Annotated in this window: 19 protein-coding genes; 4 read left to right on the top strand and 15 right to left on the bottom strand. The window is 36.1% G+C overall.

The genetic code is table 11. The features are described 5' to 3' along the window. Positions 1–24: 24 nt before the first annotated feature. Positions 25–1,008, bottom strand: a complete 984-nt coding sequence (dhaK, locus tag BCR24_RS04990) for a dihydroxyacetone kinase subunit DhaK (protein ID WP_069639470.1) — start codon at positions 1,006–1,008, stop codon at positions 25–27. 314 nt (positions 1,009–1,322) lie between these two features. Here dhaK and BCR24_RS04985 point away from each other — a divergent pair, with 314 nt between their 5' ends. Beyond that, a complete protein-coding gene (locus BCR24_RS04985) occupies positions 1,323–2,315 on the top strand; it encodes a dihydroxyacetone kinase subunit DhaK (RefSeq protein ID WP_069639469.1) in 993 nt (330 codons plus the stop codon). 43 nt (positions 2,316–2,358) lie between these two features. Here BCR24_RS04985 and dhaS read toward each other — a convergent pair whose 3' ends face one another. From dhaS to BCR24_RS04960, 5 genes are all read right to left on the bottom strand, one after another. Then, the gene (gene dhaS / locus BCR24_RS04980; protein ID WP_069639468.1) at positions 2,359–2,907 is read right to left on the bottom strand and encodes a dihydroxyacetone kinase transcriptional activator DhaS; all 549 of its coding nucleotides are present in this window, start codon (positions 2,905–2,907) and stop codon (positions 2,359–2,361) included. 133 nt (positions 2,908–3,040) lie between these two features. Next, positions 3,041–3,802, bottom strand: a complete 762-nt coding sequence (locus BCR24_RS04975) for an ABC transporter permease (RefSeq protein ID WP_069639467.1) — start codon at positions 3,800–3,802, stop codon at positions 3,041–3,043. A gap of 11 nt (positions 3,803–3,813) precedes the next feature. Continuing rightward, a complete protein-coding gene (locus BCR24_RS04970; protein WP_069639466.1) occupies positions 3,814–4,680 on the bottom strand; it encodes an ABC transporter ATP-binding protein in 867 nt (288 codons plus the stop codon). A gap of 254 nt (positions 4,681–4,934) precedes the next feature. Continuing rightward, on the bottom strand, positions 4,935–7,082 hold the full coding sequence (locus BCR24_RS04965) for a coiled-coil domain-containing protein (RefSeq protein ID WP_069639465.1): 2,148 nt from the start codon (positions 7,080–7,082) through the stop codon (positions 4,935–4,937). 464 nt (positions 7,083–7,546) lie between these two features. Further along, on the bottom strand, positions 7,547–8,125 hold the full coding sequence (locus BCR24_RS04960; RefSeq protein WP_069639464.1) for a TMEM175 family protein: 579 nt from the start codon (positions 8,123–8,125) through the stop codon (positions 7,547–7,549). Between the two features lie 165 nt (positions 8,126–8,290). Between BCR24_RS04960 and BCR24_RS04955 the strand changes: the two genes are divergently transcribed. Continuing rightward, positions 8,291–8,488: a hypothetical protein gene (locus tag BCR24_RS04955; RefSeq protein ID WP_083244322.1), complete on the top strand. Its 198-nt coding sequence runs from the start codon at positions 8,291–8,293 to the stop codon at positions 8,486–8,488. Positions 8,489–8,574: 86 nt separating this feature from the next. On the opposite strand, the gene BCR24_RS04950 is transcribed toward BCR24_RS04955, so the two are convergent. From BCR24_RS04950 to BCR24_RS04935, 4 genes are all read right to left on the bottom strand, one after another. After that, the gene (locus tag BCR24_RS04950) at positions 8,575–9,666 is read right to left on the bottom strand and encodes a DUF5105 domain-containing protein (RefSeq protein ID WP_069639462.1); all 1,092 of its coding nucleotides are present in this window, start codon (positions 9,664–9,666) and stop codon (positions 8,575–8,577) included. 127 nt (positions 9,667–9,793) lie between these two features. Next, the gene (locus BCR24_RS04945; protein ID WP_069639461.1) at positions 9,794–10,582 is read right to left on the bottom strand and encodes an HNH endonuclease; all 789 of its coding nucleotides are present in this window, start codon (positions 10,580–10,582) and stop codon (positions 9,794–9,796) included. A 118-nt stretch (positions 10,583–10,700) separates the two neighbouring features. Beyond that, positions 10,701–11,102, bottom strand: a complete 402-nt coding sequence (locus BCR24_RS04940) for a hypothetical protein (protein ID WP_069639460.1) — start codon at positions 11,100–11,102, stop codon at positions 10,701–10,703. Between the two features lie 18 nt (positions 11,103–11,120). After that, on the bottom strand, positions 11,121–11,648 hold the full coding sequence (locus BCR24_RS04935; protein ID WP_069639459.1) for an HdeD family acid-resistance protein: 528 nt from the start codon (positions 11,646–11,648) through the stop codon (positions 11,121–11,123). A 438-nt stretch (positions 11,649–12,086) separates the two neighbouring features. Here BCR24_RS04935 and BCR24_RS04930 point away from each other — a divergent pair, with 438 nt between their 5' ends. Both BCR24_RS04930 and BCR24_RS04925 read left to right on the top strand, forming a co-directional pair. Further along, positions 12,087–12,416 carry a PadR family transcriptional regulator gene (locus BCR24_RS04930; RefSeq protein ID WP_083244320.1) on the top strand — a complete coding sequence of 110 codons (330 nt, stop codon included), beginning with the start codon at positions 12,087–12,089 and terminating at the stop codon, positions 12,414–12,416. A 2-nt stretch (positions 12,417–12,418) separates the two neighbouring features. Beyond that, positions 12,419–13,222 carry a hypothetical protein gene (locus BCR24_RS04925; protein WP_069639458.1) on the top strand — a complete coding sequence of 268 codons (804 nt, stop codon included), beginning with the start codon at positions 12,419–12,421 and terminating at the stop codon, positions 13,220–13,222. Positions 13,223–13,253: 31 nt separating this feature from the next. Here BCR24_RS04925 and BCR24_RS04920 read toward each other — a convergent pair whose 3' ends face one another. The 5 genes from BCR24_RS04920 to BCR24_RS04900 form a co-directional block, all read right to left on the bottom strand. Continuing rightward, entirely contained in the window at positions 13,254–13,637 is a 384-nt protein-coding gene (locus BCR24_RS04920) for a DUF956 family protein (protein WP_069639457.1), read from the bottom strand. A 139-nt stretch (positions 13,638–13,776) separates the two neighbouring features. Continuing rightward, entirely contained in the window at positions 13,777–14,688 is a 912-nt protein-coding gene (locus BCR24_RS04915; protein WP_069639456.1) for a PTS system mannose/fructose/sorbose family transporter subunit IID, read from the bottom strand. A gap of 22 nt (positions 14,689–14,710) precedes the next feature. Continuing rightward, complete coding sequence (locus BCR24_RS04910; RefSeq protein WP_010762081.1) at positions 14,711–15,517, bottom strand: PTS mannose/fructose/sorbose transporter subunit IIC; 807 nt, start codon at positions 15,515–15,517, stop codon at positions 14,711–14,713. Positions 15,518–15,550: 33 nt separating this feature from the next. Next, complete coding sequence (locus BCR24_RS04905) at positions 15,551–16,549, bottom strand: mannose/fructose/sorbose PTS transporter subunit IIA (RefSeq protein WP_069639455.1); 999 nt, start codon at positions 16,547–16,549, stop codon at positions 15,551–15,553. Positions 16,550–16,833: 284 nt separating this feature from the next. Next, entirely contained in the window at positions 16,834–17,328 is a 495-nt protein-coding gene (locus BCR24_RS04900; protein WP_069639454.1) for a PTS sugar transporter subunit IIB, read from the bottom strand. Between the last annotated feature and the right edge of the window lie 192 nt (positions 17,329–17,520).

Genomic DNA, 17,520 nt, shown 5'->3' with positions numbered 1-17,520 from the left:
CTTTAACAAAATAACGCTAAATCATTACCATGCTACTGTATCAACCTCTTCATTCAGAGCTTCTACCCAATCAGCTTCTATTTTTAATAACGTGATAGAAATCCCTGCCATTTCCAATGAGGTCATATAATTCCCAACCTTTGAAAAAGAAATTTTGATTCGTTCATTGTCTAATAAGCGCATCGCATCATTATAAAAAATGTATTGTTCCATCAATGGTGTTCCGCCTAAGCCGTTCACTAAAATGGCGAACTTTTCCCCTTTTTTCCATTGGAAAGCTGCAGCTAATTTTGAAATCAATTCTTCCGCCATCGCCTTAGAAGGTTTGATTTTTTCTCGTTTATAACCAGGCTCACCGTGAATTCCAACCCCAAATTCAATCTCATCATCGCCTAAAACAAAACCAGGTTTTCCAACTTCAGGTACTGTTGCACCAGTTAAAGCAACACCAATCGTTTTAATATTCTTGATAACACGTTCTCCTAAGTCGACTAACTCATCTACAGATGCGCCTTTGCGTGCTGCCGCACCTAGAATTTTATGAACCAAAATAGTTCCAGCTACCCCACGTTTTCCTTGAGTATACGTACTATCTTCAACTGCGATATCATCATCCACGACAACTGTGCCTACTTTGATATCTTCCATTTCTGCTAAATCTTTAGCCATATCAAAATTCATGATATCGCCCGAATAGTTTTTGACGATCATTACAACACCTTCACCCTGATCAATCGCTTTGATTCCCTCAAGAATCTGGTCTGGTGTTGGGGATGTGAAAACTTGACCGCAAACTGCGGCTTGCAGCATACCTGATCCGACAAATCCGGCATGAGCTGGTTCATGTCCACTGCCACCACCGCTGATCAACGCAACTTGCTTACCAATTTCTTTTTGCTTCAATACAAATGTTTCTGGAATTTGCTCGATCATTTCATGATGCGCTCGGATAAAGCCTTGGACCATTTCTGGCACGACATTTTGTGCTTGGTTAATAATTTTTTTCATGGTATTCCCTCCTATTATGCCTATGCTTTAGTGACACCAATTTCGTCTTAATTAGCCTCTCGAGAAAAAGATGATCATATATTGTGGCCAACAATCACTACCTTCATATTTTCCTGTTTTTCTGTCGGAGTTAGACGAGCCTGCTGCGCTTCTACTTATTGTATACGTTTACAATACTCGCATATGCAAAATGTTGCAACGGACAAACCACAAAATGTGTCCGCTTTCATTTTATTCTACCTAAAGATTGTAGTTTTCAAATAGAATACAGCGTATAATGAAAACAGATATTATTGAAAAGGGGTAGAGGCTCAATGAAACAGTTAATTAATTCCAGCGGACAGATTCGTCAGCAAGTATTAGCTGGGCTTACCTATACATATAACGACACATTAACTTGGCACAAACAAACTGGCATCGTTACTAAAAAAACAATCTCTAAAAATAAAGTCGTTTTGATTAGCGGAGGTGGTTGTGGACATGAGCCTGCTCACGTTGGCTACATCGGTGAGAATATGTTGGATTGTGCGGTAATGGGGACTATTTTCGAGCCGCCTGCCAGCTCTGAAATTCTTCAAGCTATCGAAGAAACCTACAATGGGCAAGGTACTTTACTGATCATCAAAAATTTTGAAAAGGATTTAGCACGTTTTCTAGAAGCTGAACGTCTAGCTAAAGCAAAAGGGCTAACAATCGCTCATGTAATAGTAGATGATGATTGTTCCATCGAAAGTGGTACATTAAAAAAAAGACGTCGCGGTGTAGCTGGAACTGTTTTGGTTCATAAGATTTTGGGCGCTGCTGCATCGCAAGGAAAATCTCTAGATGAACTCCAATCCTTAGGGGAAAAGCTGATACCGCTGATCAAAACATTAGGTGTTGCTTTTTCACCCGCCTCTCCTATTGGAGTCATTCCTCAACAATATGAGTTAGCAGAAGATGAAATGTATTTTGGTATCGGGATTCACGGAGAGCCTGGTTACCGTATCGAAACGATGCAATCATCTGAACGAATCGCTATTGAGTTGGTCAATAAATTAAAACAACAATACGCAAAAAAAGACCTGACCCAAGTAGCTGTATTAGTGAACGGACTAGGCAGCACTCCCTTACTAGAACTTGGTGTTTTTATGAATGATGTTCAACAATTAATGGACATTGAAGACATTCAGGTAGTCTATAAACGAATGGGCAATTTCTTAACTGCATATAATACAAATGGTCTTTCTTTAACTTTATTAGCAATCAAAGACGATAAATGGCTAGATTATTTACGTATTCCGACTGACGCCTTTGGTTGGAGATAAACAGACAATGAGCAACGGCATAATTCCACTTACATGCTGTTATTCATTGTCTTTCTTCAAAGCCTATTAAAAAAGCAGTTTTCATTTGTTTCGCAAAACGATGTGAATCAATCTTACAACCTTCAATAATCCATTTAGTCGTTAATGACACAAATGCATTCGCATAAAATTCTTCCAAAAATAAACGATCTACTTCCTCTAGCCCTTCATCTGTTTCCTTTTTGACGACTAAAACTTGGCGAATCAAGGCTTTTAAATGTTGCGTATAATACTCTTGAAAGGAGTTTTGTCCTTCAAAAGTCAGAATCCTGCGATAAAAAACCTGATTTTCCTCAAAGTAAACAAATAAATTCTCTACAATAAACTGCCAACCTTCGTAAGCTAAATTATCTTCGATTTTCTCGATTGCCTCTTGTCGGAAAATCCAGTCCGCCAAATCATATTTATCTTGAAAATGATCATAAAACGTCTGGCGACGCATATTACTTTCCTTCATGATTTTTGCGATCGTCACTTTTTCAAAACCGATATCCGCAACAAGTTGTTTAAAGACCTTCGCAATTTTCTTTTTTGTGATCAATGATCCTGTCATCTATCTGCACCTTTAGTTTCTTTAGTCCTTTTATTGTACCAGTTAATTTGCATTTAGAAAATCAATCATCCTATCCTCAAATAAAAAAAGCTAAAACTAGAGTTTCATGCCTAGCTTTAGCTTTAAATAATATTTACAAATTTTGTCTTTCTAACGTTCTTAAAGAAATATAGCCAAATACAACAATGGAAATAATTGTCAGGAATAATTGGAAAATATAGCTTCCTGTTGCACTAAAATCAAATGAGTACGCAATCGTATTTAAAATCCCAGTCACTAAACTACTTAGAATATTAAATCCGATAAATAGTAGAAATGAAAGATTTTTGCCTTTCATGATGATACAAGAAGTGGCAATCACCATCAACATATTTAAATAGCCAAGTAAACCTGAAAAAATAAATTTCCCAAAGCTCAAGTCTGTATAGTAAAAGACAGAATTAAACCCATCTACAAAACTATCCCAGCCATCCAGTTGAGTTAGCTTAATCAAAAATAAAATCGCAGGAATCAGTGTGATCATCAACATCAATACAAGCGTACAAATAAAAATGGCACCCACTTTAGCAAAGAATAATTTTCGGCGATTAACACCTGATGCTACCATCATCGCCATCACATTATTCTTATAATCCATCGAAATCATATGAAATGGGTAAACATAAGCAAAAATAATATTACCAAACACTACGATCACACTAACAAATGCCATTGTCCCTACCATTGACGCCGCTGAACTTGACTCATAATATGTATCTGAGAAGCTCGATGCCATACTCAATGAAAAGAGTGTTAAAACAATATTTAAAACGCCAATAACTCCAGCAGTAATCAAAAAGCTTTTATCTCGTAAAAATTTAAATAACTCCATTTTAAAAATCAGTTTTCCAGTCATTATCGCCCCTCCTAATTCAATTTCTCATCTAAAATTTTCACTTTAGATAATTCGGAAATTTCAATCGATTCTGCCGTCAAGTATTGCTTCACAAGAATCCAGCGCTCATCAGAGATATCCAACTTCACGCCGCCTTCTTCATCCACTTGATAGTAATAATTCACTTCATCTAATATTTCTTTCAAACGGTCATTATTTGTTGTATCGATACGACGAATTTGTTTTTCTTTTTCAGCATTAAGATCAATGGTTTCTGAAATTCGACCACGATCGATCACATAGACGATATCGCATAATGCTTCTAAATCATTTTGGACATGACTGGAAATCACCAAAGTTAACCCTTGTTCCGTCAAGTGTTTCAAGTATTGTTTAAACCATTTAACGGTATCGATATCTAAACCACGAAACGGTTCATCTAAAATCAAGACTTCCGGCGTATGCATCAAGGCAATCAATAAAATCAATTTTTTCTGCATACCGTAAGAATAGCTTTTTACTTTTTGATCCAACACAGCGAACAAATCTAATTCTCTGGCTAAATCTCTGGCTTTCTCTTCGTCAAAATTACCTCGTAATCCAGAAAAATATTGGATATTGAACCAACCTGAACGATTTGAATAGACTGACATCCCATCTAATACGATTCCCACATTTAACAACACTTCATTATGTTGTTTCACAGTAATACCGTCGATTGAAATATCTCCTTGGTAATTGGCGATGATGTTGGTCATACACTTGAATAATGTTGTTTTACCCGCACCATTGTGACCAACTAAACCATAGGATGTGCCTTTTTCAAAGTCCAATGAACGAATGTTCAAAACTTCTGCACGACCATAGCGCATAACTAAATCCCTTACTTTAATTTCCATAGTAAACTCCTTTATTTTTTTATGTTGTCTTTTTTACTAATATAATCACCTTAAATATAATAAAAGACTAACAATAATAGTTTATCATGTTTTTTATTCCTTATGGAAACTAATTATAGGTGAAAACGTTTTACTATTATCATAAAAATGAATTTATACTTATATTTACATAAAAACAATCCGACTTTCTTTAATTTATTAAGAAAAACTGAGAACGACTAAAAAGGAGTCATCCTCAGTTCATGGTTTATCACTTATTGTCCTCCATTTTGACGCGCCAAGTACGTTTCCAGATATTCACTAAAAAGTTTGTAGCCTTCCATTTTTTGCTCAACATCTTTTGGACAATAGATCCACTTGCCCATAACTTTTCGTTTCTTAGATAAGACCTCGATCTCTTCTAGAAATTCATTCAAATCCTCAATCAGCTGTTGGCTGCTTAACTCATTTCCTAATAGGATATCTTTCTTTTCTCGTTCATATACAGACGCCCATAAATAAGGTAAAACTTCGATTTTTCGGATATTCGCATAAAAATCAGCTTTTGGTAGCATGCCTTTATGTCCCATTCCTCGTCCCTGTTGGAAAAATGAATGGATATCCCACTCTAATTTTTTCAAGCGACGTAAAGACGACCCTTGCGCCTCTTGAGAAGGATTGCTATTGTGATAGCCTTCTTCCAATGTCCATGGACTTTTCGTTTCTGTTGCTTGGGGATGCTTTTCTGACACACGATCAAGCATTTCTTCAATCGCCAAGGTAACCGTCGGTCGCTCTTCTACCACATCTTCAACAGGTTTCACTGGTCTATTCGCTTGTAAGAAAGTCTCTTTTGATGGAAAACTTCTATTTGTTTGTGCAATAGGTTTTGGCGATGTCGCCACAGGTTTTACTGGCGGTGCTGGTGGTCCAATCATTGTCTTGTCTGAACTTGGTACAGAAGCCTCTTGAACGGCTACAATGGGTTCTTTTTTAGCTACTGGTACCTCTACCGCTTGTGCTGTTCGGCGCATTTTTTGTTCTAATTCAGCAATTTTTTGATGCGCTTTGATCAATTGGACATCGACTTTCCCAACTGTTTGAGTTAATTTTTTAATTTCTGTCGCATTTGATTTTAATTGCTCCTGATCTTTTTGGTGTTGTTCAGCTAATTTTTTCGCTGAATCACTTTTTGTCAGTTTTACTGTAGGAACTTTTTTCTTTTCTGTTTTTACTGTTGTCAATTCTGTCTCTACTGTCTGTAGTTTCTTTGTTAGCTGATCAATCACTTGGTTTAGTTTTATTGTTTCGGATGCTGTTTCTTGTAATTGACCATGATCTTGTTCTATCCTTGCTAAAGCCTCAGCATCTGGCTTGACCTCTAAAACGCTTGACTCCACCGTGTTCAATTTATCATTGATTTGTTGTAGCTGCTGCGCAATAGTGGTGACTTTTTCGCCTGTTTTTTCTACTTTATCTACTAATTTAATCTGCTCATCACTGGCTTTTTTAGCGATAGAAAAATTTAGCCTAGGACCTTTTTCTTGTTTGTTTTTTTCAATGATTTGATTTAGTTCTGTGACTTTCTGATCTGAACTGTTTATTCTTTGTGTTAACAGTTCAATTGTTTGTATTGCTTCTTCTAAGCGTGTTTCTACCGTTGGACCAGCTTCTTCTCCTGGACCAAAGGTAATCTTAAATTTCGGTGGTGTCTTAGATTTTGGTATTGATCTCAGCTTTTCAGTGACAGCCGCTCTAAATGTCGAAAATTCTTCTGCTAATTGTCCAATTTTTTCATCGACTATTTTTAATTGTTTCGCATTGGCTGTTTCCAAAGCTTCTTTGGCTGCGACTTTGCTTTGCACTACTTTGACCACTGGTGGTGTTCTCTTATCTTTAACCGTCTGGATTTCTTTGTAAATATCATTCAAATTCTCACTAAATTGATTCATCATCTCGGTTAAAAGTAAGACTTCACTATTCGTTTCCTGCAATCCTTTGACCATTTCAATCGGCACTTCTTCCGAAAAAGCAGAGCGATGCTTTAAAGGTAACTCTGGCACTTCTAAACTACTGATCCACGTACGTAAATCACTGATTTGCAGTTTGCTGAGTGGATGTGCTAATGCAAGTAATAACGTAACATAGACAGCCTTTTGCGTCACTCTTACATAAAGATTTTTTGCAACACAATCTTCAAACTCGTGATTAAACTGTTCTGGTAAATCCTCTAATAATGCTTCAAATTGCTCTGGTTGTTCGTAATCTGTCGATACTTCAAATTTTCTTAGTAGGTAAACAGAATACTGACTCAGTACATCATCTGCATAAAGCTCTTCCCCTAAACGATTGGCTTCTATTTCTTTTCGTAAAAAAACCTTCTTATTTCCTGTTGTATTTTTTGTAAGATTCAACTTTTCCATATGTACTAACCGGCCCCTTTTTTACTTGTAACTTGCCTTTTTATTTAAAAATACCCTTTTCATAATCAAAGAGGCTGGAGTCTATGTTTCACTTTGACAATCAAAACCATCCACTTTACATAAAAGCAGATCAGATTGAATAGGTCATTTATTGTCAAAATGATTTCCACAGTACCAGTTTATTCGGATTTGAATACCATCAGTAACGCAGAAACTACTAATGTGTCAATCCCCTCTACATCCTTTTTATAATTCTATGTTTATTACGTTCTTTTTTAAACAATCATTTCTAATTTTACCCTAAAATCAACCGAATTTGTTTTCATAAAATGTCTTAATATTCGAAATAAATGAGAATAACACAATGATTTTCTATTTATATGTACATTTTAAAATAAAAAAATAAGACAAAACTTAAAAATAGTTTTATCTCACCTTTTTTAATTAAAAATATTTTAACAATATTACTTTTTATATTGTTTTTCAATTCGCCGATCAGGAATGATCCACATGATCAAAATGCCAATATTTACAATCAATACAAAATAAGGATGGATCAGCCAACCTAAGAGTAACCCTAAGACATTTAGAAAAATTGTTATATAGGATTTATTATAGCGTTGGAACAATTCACCTAATGTTGAGTCACTCCCATTTATTCGTATTAGCTCTCTCGTTAATACCAAATAGGAAATATTCGCTAAAAGAACCATCAGTCCGTATGTTATTTGCGGCACTAGACTATCGATAAAATCCCCTGCCCAAGCAGTAGCAAATGGAACTAGTGTTAAAGTAAAAATAAAAAAATTGTTTGCCCAAAGAACGCGTCCATCGATTTTTTTTACAAGCTGAAACATATGATGATGGTTATTCCAATAGATTGCCAGCATCACGAAGCTGACAATGTAGATAAACAACTTTTTTTCTATTCCGACTAAACCAGCTAAGGTATCTGTTGTCGGTTGATGTAATTCTAACACTAAAATCGTCATCACGATCGCGATAACGGCATCCGTAAACGCTTCTAGTCTTGATTTTGACATGTCCTTCATCTCCCCATTTTCATTTTACGTCCTTTTTAAGTAAATGCAATAATTCTGCCCGCCTAAAGATGGAGAGAAAATCAGCCTAAAGGTGGATTTCTTGAGCAAAAATTCTTGCTATACTTTATTCATAGACAACGAGAGAAAAAAATGGAGGTTTTAACAATGAGACAACAATCAATGGTCATGAATATATTAATAGTAATTGGGTTATTTTTCGTAGGGAGTATTATTTTAAGCATTGTACTTGGCCTTTTAGGCGGTCTACTATGGCTTGCGATTAAGATTATGATTCCTGTCGCAATTGCAGTTTGGTTAGTTCGTATGATTTCAGGTCCGTCAAATCATCGTAGGTACTATTAAACGTCATCAACAACTCAGCTTTTTAGGTTTATGATAAATAAATAAAACCGATTTAGTTCCCAGTGGAACTAAATCGGTTTTTCTATTTATTTACTAATATCGCCACGGAAAGCTTGTTCAAAACTATCGAAGTAGTTCAGTGTACCTTTTGTCTGAATCTCCCATTTGTCGTCTTTTTTCTTCATGATTACTTTAAATCCATCGCTATAATCATCAATGCTGACCGGCTTTGTATTTTTGAAGATTTCAGGAAGTTTATCAAGCTCAGCTTTTTGAGCCGCTTTACTTCTTTCATCGTAGTCTTGATCTACATGCGCATCGTAGTACTCTTTATTCACAGCCTCCATATCATCCTTCATTTCATTGAATGATAAGCCTTCCATGTTTACTGTTACTTCAGCTGCATCAGGGAAGTACGAAGCAACTTCGTATTCAACAGTAGCGACTTTGGCATTGTCTTCTCTAAAGACTTTAGCTAACGCTAAGCCTTCTTCGTCTGTTACTTTATAATCGTAGAATTTTTTCTTGATTGCTTTGTTGAAGTTTTCATCAAAGGTTTTGACTGCTGCATCACGATCATTGGCAACAAGTTCGTTATAGTCCTTGTTTTCAGTTGCTAAAAAGACTTCATCAACAAAAGCTGTTGCAGCTTTCTTAGCATCTTCACTATGATCTTTGTATTCAGAGGCATCAACATCAAGAATAATTGGTTTTGATTCTTTCTCGATTTCATAAATTCTAGGTTCAAAATGTAGTTTGTATTTTGCTTCTTTTTCTACAGGAAATACAATATAACCTGTCTTGCTTTTCTTACCAGAAATTTTTTCATAAGCAAGAAGTGGTGTTTTACTTTCATCTAGATAAAGACTCAATGCTTCGATCTTGCTATCGTCTTCGTCATAAAGCATAATATCCGTTGCGCTCATGTCTAAACTTTTATCTGTTTCATTTTTGATCGTTACTTTTAACGCAAGAAAACCTTCCCCATCTTCTGCTTCCTCTTCTTTTGGCACGACATATTCGCCTTCATCGATTGAAATAGAAGCAATTTTAGATTTTGATGCTTTCTTTTCTGTCTTACTGTCGTCTCCATCTTTTTTAGCAGACCCAGTTCCCCCACACGCCGCTAATGAAATGATAGCAACCGCTGACAAAAATACTAATCCTAACTTTTTCATGTATTCTCCCTCTAACATTTATTTTACATCTATTTCATTTTACTATAGTAAGAAGGTCATTTTATCTCAAAAATCTTAGAATTAGTCTAATTTTTTGAGAATTTAACTTGATTTTGTGAATCTCGTCTTATTTGGTTTCGATTGAGTACATCTTATCTCGGTAAGACAACATTTGTTGATTTTTGATTTTTTCAATTGCTTGAACAGCATAAGAAACACCTTTATGATAATCTTTATGAACTTGTTTAGAAACTGTTATCAGATTGCTTTCATGATCGCTGCCGCCTTGTGCTACGAAGATTAAATGATGGATTTCCATTTGCTGATTGCTTGCTGGAATTCTGACACCCATTCGATTCGTAATGGCTAAATCTGCCCCCGTTACTCTACAGTAAAACTGATCTCTACTAGCAATTCTATACGGTAAAGTTGAGATCCCCCGCTTGAAAAAGGTTGCTTTCCCATAACTACGGCTGCAGCGATCAGAACAAAATGATCTTCTGCGACCTTCTAACGGTTGATTGCACCATTTACACAAATGAGTATCTTCTCTAAAATCAATCGTTTCATATCCTAAAGCTTCACCAAATGCTTTTTCATATTCATAAAGACTTAACCAACGCCTTGTATAGATATCGGATTTTTCTTCTAAACGTAATTGACTGCCTTTGGCTTTATAAATATATTTATCAGGAATATCTTCAATCATTTCTTGGATTTCTTTTTTTCTTTCGGTAGAGAAGACAGAAAATTTATTTGTTGGTAATTCGCCTACACTAAATTGCCCAACCATTTTACATTTAAAGCAAATATAAAACTGCGGCATGTCTGACGATTCTTCTGAACAAAGTAAATCTACTTTTCTAGAACATTTTGGACAATAAGCTTTTGGTTGTTTGAAACGATGATAGTTCATAGTGTCATTCCCTTATATTTTTTTCTATTATAACGTATTTTATACTACAAAAAAGTAGGGGACAATCCTTACCAGATCATCTCCTACTTTTTACTCCTATTCAGTTAAATACTACCGATCAACCTAATTCATCTGTTTTTTTAATGATTTTTTTGATTTCATGAATGGCTTTCTTTTGTTCCAAGTAGCTTTTCACTTTGCTTTCATCACTATCGATTTTACCTAAAGTTGCGTCTAATTTATCAATTTCAGCATTGATTTGATAAACCAATGAATCTTGATCATCGATCCAGTTTTCAGCATTTTCTACTGCTTTATCAAGAGCTTTTTGCTCTTCTTTTTCGATCTTGTTTTCTTTACGGATAATTGATTTTATTTCATGTAATGCTTTTTCTTGTTCATAAAAATGTTTGATTTTGCTATCTGTATCTTCCATTTTTCCAAGAGTCACGTCTAACTTATCCATTTCTTTACCGATTTTTTCTACTAATTTTACTTCTTTTTCTGCATAATTTGTCATTATTTGTTCCTCCTCGTCTTATCTAAATGCGTAAACAATTTGCGTGATACCAAAAAGCATAAAATAAAATCCAACTAGAAAACTCAATGTTAATGCTGAAGATAAAGGATTCATTAATAACATGATCCCTAAAATAATCCCCAAAACATCAACGACTAATGTAAACCAGAAGTAGCCAGTACTAACTGATTTCGCTAAGTCCAAAGCGAAAAGTCCAAAAACAGAGTCTAGGATAAACCAAACCGCAAAAATAAAGGGTAATGCTGCAACACCGATATTTAAGTTAAATAGGAAATATATCCCTATAATAATATCGATGATACCTAAAATAATTGGCGCATAGGCTTTATATCCTGTTAATTCCTTCATTCTATTTCGTACTAATATTTCAAAAATCCCTTTCACAATTGCAAATACTGCAAAAACCATCACAATTGCAATTAAGTTTCCTGCTGGGTCTTGGAAAGATAGTAATGCTGTTAAAACAAATAGAATCCCTAAAATCAAAGAACCCCAGTCAATACCCTTCTTGCTTGTTTCATTCATAGTGTCTCGCTCCTTCTTAATTCTTTCTACAGTTTTATGGTACTCCTAAAAAAAGGTTGGGTCAAAACAAAAGGTCTGAAAAATAACAAAAATATATGTTTTCATAAATTTTTATTAAATTAATTTCTTATATTAAACGTAAGAAAAAATTTAGTTTATAATACGCTATATTGTTTTACAACATAGCGTATTAATGAGGTTGGGACAGGAGTGTTTAATCCCGAGAAATAAGAAGGAATTCACGAAAATTGCTCTTCAAATTTTTGTGAATTTCAGCTTATTTCCGAAGCCTTCAAATCTTAGTGCTTTAGCATTTAGAATTTGATGTGATCGAAGCGTAGTGATTGCTTCTGCTCCCACCGTTTATACGGATTCTTTGAGTCTGAGAGGTAACTCGTAGAGTTATGTCCCAGACTCTATTCAAAAGGAGGAGATCGTTTGGATACTACTCAGATGTTAAAAGGATTACTCGAAGGATGTATTTTAAAAATCATTCAAAAAAAAACAGTCTATGGCTATGAAATGATTACTTTATTATCTGAATATGGTTTAAATATGGTCAGTGAAGGCAGCATCTATCCTATCTTGCTTAAACTCCAAAAAAAACAGCTGATCATCGGAGAAATGCGCCCTTCTTCTGAAGGACCTAAGCGAAAGTATTATTCTCTAACAGCTACTGGGGCAGACTATCTAAAACAATTTGAACAACAGTGGTCATTGATCTCAACTGGTGTGCAAACTATTATGCAAAAAGAAAATGAGGGCTAAAAATGAAATCAACCGATTTAATCAAACAAAACAATGAACTAAGAAAACAACTAACTCCAGAAAATAAAAAATACTATGAAGATATCCTTGTTTATATCCGAGTTAATTTAAATAAAGAGGAACAGCAAACAGAAGAAATCCTCTTAGAAATTTTGCAAGATATCTTAGACGCACAAAAAAAAGGCACATCTGCTCAAGTATTTTTTGGGAAAAATCCAAAAGAAATCAGTGATGCAATCCTTACTGAACTACCTAGTGACTCCGAGAAATATTGGAGCAAACTTTTCTTTATTTTCTTCTTGATTCTTTTACAATACAATCTCTTTGACCTACTATTACAGCCTGTTGTTGCTATTAATTGGTTCAATACGCTTTTTCCTGTAATTCTGTTAATGGTCACCGCTATCTTAGGTCTTTTTTCGATTAAATATTCCACTTTTGCAAGTGATAGAAAAAAATGCTATTTATTCGCTTTTCTTGCTTTGCTGTTTTGGATGGGTAGTATTCTACTACCTATTATCGATAGACAGATGAATGGGCTCGTTGGCTATTTATTATTTTCACATCAGGCGTTTGCAGCATTTCTGTTCATCCTTTCAATCAGTCTATTGGTGCTACAATTCCGCTTCAAAATGAACAATGCTGCCGGAATTTATATCACAACCTTTTTCGCTGTATTAGAAGGGGCTGTGTTGATCAATTTGATCAATCCAGTTATAGCTTCATCTGGCTTACAAATCGTGCTTTGGGTAGTCATTATTCTTGCTAATGTTCTTGGGATTCTAAGAGAAAAAATAAAAAGTTAACTCACTTCCACAAGTGAGTTAACTTTTTATTTTATGGCTTAGTTTTTTTCTTTCCTAATGATTGAAACGCCCGTTTGATTACATCAAAAAAACCTAAAGATTGTACCATATGATCTGGTGCGACATAATCTTGCATTTCTCTAAGCACTTTTTTAGGCTGTTTTGAAGAAAACGTATAGGTGCCATTTTTTTTCGTTTGGATAGCATATCGTGGGATCCATTTGCCTTTAAACATAACCGATGCGATCACATAATCCACTTCTTCCCATGGAATTTGAATAAATTTACGGCTATCACGAGAATTGTAAAATTCAAAACCTTTGTCGCCGATCATAATTTTTCCATAGTCCGTGAGGCCAGTAAATGCAGTGGCATCCGTTATGAAATCTACTTGTGTATTCAGTGATTGAACCATTTTATCCGCTCCATTTCTTTAGTGCTTTATGCGATTTAGCATACGTTTATTCTGATGATCATGCTGTGTAAAAGAGTTTAGGGCAAAACTAGTCAACCGTTTTGCCCTAAATGTATGTCTCATTAAACACTTGATTTAATTATAGTAATCCGATAACGTGACCAGCGACACCGACTACAAATAGACCAAGAATGATAATGATTGGTGATACTTTTTTCTTCAATAACCACATACAAAAGAATGTAAGCAATAATGCTGCTAATCCTGGAATCAATTGATCTAGGTTATCTTGTAAAGTTGTCACTTTCATTGCTGAGAGTGCTTTACCTGAACCGACTTCTTCAAAGGCCTTTTGTAATCCTTCTCCATTGATTGGAAGCTTATCCCACTCAACATATGCACCTTTATCTAGCTTAACTGTAGAAACGGTTGGAATAAATTTGATTGATACCCACCGCTGTACTAAGGCTGCCAGTACGAACATCCCCAGAATCGAAGCTCCTTTGGTGACATCTTGCAATAATCCACCTGAAAGGTCTTCTGTGATTTTAGAACCTGCTTTATAGCCAAATTCTTGCGTATACCACATGAAAGCCCAACGAATAAGATTCCATGCGACGAAGAAAATGATTGGTCCAAGAATATTTCCACCAATTGCAAGTGAAGCGCCTAACGCACCTAGCATCGGACGAATCGTAAACCAAAAGACTGGATCACCAACACCTGCTAAAGGGCCCATCATCCCAACTTTCACCCCTTGAATTGCTACATCATCAACAGGGGCGCCATTGGCACGTTCTTCTTCCAATGCTAATGTTACACCTAGGATCGGTGACGCAATGTATGGGTGTGTGTTAAAGAACTCTAAGTGACGTTTTAATGCCGCAGAACGATCTTCTTTTGTTTTATATAATTTCTTGATCGCTGGGATCATTGAGAATGCCCACCCACCATTTTGCATACGTTCATAGTTCCAAGAGCCTTGAATGAATGTAGAGCGCCATGCAACGGCTAAACGATCTTTTTTGGATAATTCAATTTTTTCTGCCATGTCTCTTCTCTCCTCCTTCAGTTTAATAGTCGTTTAAGATATCGCCAAGCGGATCACCAGTATTGCTTCCGCCACCGCTACCATTTGATGAACCACCCATTTTAGAAAGGTTCAAATAGATCAATGCTAACGCAACACCTAAAGCACCAAGTGCAATTAATGTTAATTGAGAAATTGCCGCTACGACAAAACCAATGATAAAGAATGGCCATACTTCTTTGGTTGCCATCATATTGATTACCAATGCGTAACCTACAGCCACGACCATACCGCCACCGATAGCCATACCTTCAGTCAACCAGGCCGGCATTGATTCTAATGCTGATTGAACCGTTTCTGCCGGAATGAATAAAAGGGCTGCTGCTGGAATCGCAATACGAATCCCTTGCATACATACTGCTAAAATGTGCAACATTTCAATTTTTCTGATATCGCCTTTTTCAGCTGCTGCATCCATCATATGCACGATCGGCACAGCAAGTGTACGAACGATCATTGTTAAGAAAAGACCTGCTACTGCAAGTGGTACAGCAATCGCGATTGCTGATGGAACACCTTTAACACCTTGTCCGCCTAATACTAAAATAATTGCTGATGCAACAGATGCTAAGGCCGCATCCGGTGCTACTGCGGCTCCGATGTTCGCCCAACCAAGTGCGATCATTTGTAATGTTCCGCCAAGAACGATCCCAGCTTCTAAGTTACCCGTTACTAAACCGATCAAGGTACATGCCACTAACGGTTGGTGAAATTGGAATTCATCAAGAATTCCTTCCATACCAGCTAGAAAGGCAACTAAAATTACTAAAATAATTGTTATAATAGACATGATAAGCCTCCTATTTTCATTTGAATTTTTGGATTATTTTGAGTGTGCTTGTGCTAACTCATGTTTCGCTTTTTTAAGGATTTCATCCATATTCGCGCTAGAATCATTTGGAACTTTACGGACATCAAATTTAACACCCATCTTTTCAAGTTTTTCAAACGCTTCAACATCTTCTTGTCCCATCGATAATACTTTACTTACGACTACTTTTCCGACTGAATGTGCCATAGAACCAACATTTACTTCTTTGATGTCTACGCCTGCTTCAACCACTTTTACTACATCTTCTGGATTTTCAAATAGCAGTAATGCTTTAGTATTCCCAAAGCGTGGATCTTTTGAAATTTCAATCATTTTACTGATTGGGATAACGTTCGCTTTCACTCCTGGAGGAGCCGCTTGTTCGATCAGTTTTTTACGAAGATCATCTTTCGATACGGCATCTGAAACTACGATGATTCGATTTGGTAAAACTGACTTTGTCCAGGCTGTCGCGACTTGACCATGTAATAAACGTGAATCAACACGAGTTAAAACAAATTTGATTTTGCCATCACCGACAACTGTTCCTTCAGGTAAAGAACCTTTAGGCTGAGCATCTTCCACAACAGCTTTTGGTGCTTCAGCGGGTTCTAGCTCTTCTGGTTTGATTCTTACGCCTTCTTTAGCAGTTTCCAAAATGTGCGTTGCAATTTCTTGCGCTGAGTTCATAGAAAAACGTGACGAATATGCTTCGATCAACATTGGTAAGTTTAAACCACTGACGATTGCCCATTTGTCTTTATGTTCTTCAAAAAGGCTATTCGCTTGGTTAAACGGTGTTCCTCCCCAAAGATCGACTAAAAATAATACTTCGTCTTCTTCATCAAACGTTGCGATTGCTGCTTTTAATTTGGCTTTTAAATCGTCTGGGCCTTCGCTAGGCATCAATACAACTGCTTGTACTTTTTCCTGTTCACCAAAAATCATGGAACCGGATTGTAAAATGCCTTGAGCAAACTCCCCATGGCTAGCAATAATAATTCCTACCATAATTTGATACCTCCTATATTTTTTTCAACTACTACATCACGTCGATCATCAACAGATAAAAACACTACTAGAAATATATAAAAGAAAAAATGCGTTACTCTGCTTGTGTTTTCAATTCCTTATGATCGATAGCGCGGATGCTTCTTAATGATTACCCATTACTCAAACTACTTTGACAACCACTTTCACTAATTGGATCACTCCTCCCAATTCTATGCATAAGCTACGACAATTAGCATTGAGTCAGTGCAGCACGTCATTTATATAGAAATCCAAAAAAAGAATTACACTAACTGTTCTTTTTTCAGCAATTCCATCAAATCTACTTGGTTATCCGCAACTACTTTTCGGATCTCCAACTGAATCCCCTGATCATGTAAGTACTTGAATGCTGCAATGTCTTCTTTGTTAACAGCCACGGCATTTGTGATCATTCGTTTGCCACTGGTAAAACTCATACCACCAATATTGACTGAATCAAAAACGACATTGCCCTCTACTACACGTTTGACATCTTCTGGGTTAGTAAATAGCAACATTACTTTTAAGCTGTCAAAACGTTCATCGGCAAAAGCTGCGATCATTTTTTCAACGGTAATGACATTTACCTTCACACCAGGCGGCGCTGCTTGTACAAGTAACGCTTTTCGCAGTGTATCATGTGCAACTGCGTCACTAATGACTAAAATTCGGTTTACATTAGTACTTTTGGTCCAAACCGTTGCAACTTGTCCATGTATCAGTCGATCATCGATTCGAACTAAGCGAATATCCATCATGTCTGGTTCTCCTTCAACTCATTAGTCTGCTCAGTCAATTCTTAATACTTTATTAACAAAATACTACGCCCGGTCATTTATTGCCAAAATAACGACCAACAAAATCAGCTAAAAATGGTTGCAGGACATATAGAATTCACCTACATCTTATTTAAAGCAATTTCCATGCCAAAACTAGTGTATTGTTAGAAT

The organism is Enterococcus ureilyticus (assembly GCF_001730315.1).
Taxonomy (GTDB): domain Bacteria; phylum Bacillota; class Bacilli; order Lactobacillales; family Enterococcaceae; genus Enterococcus_L; species Enterococcus_L ureilyticus.
Note: the sequence above shows the minus strand (reverse complement) of the source record. Positions and strands in the feature narration are given on the sequence as shown.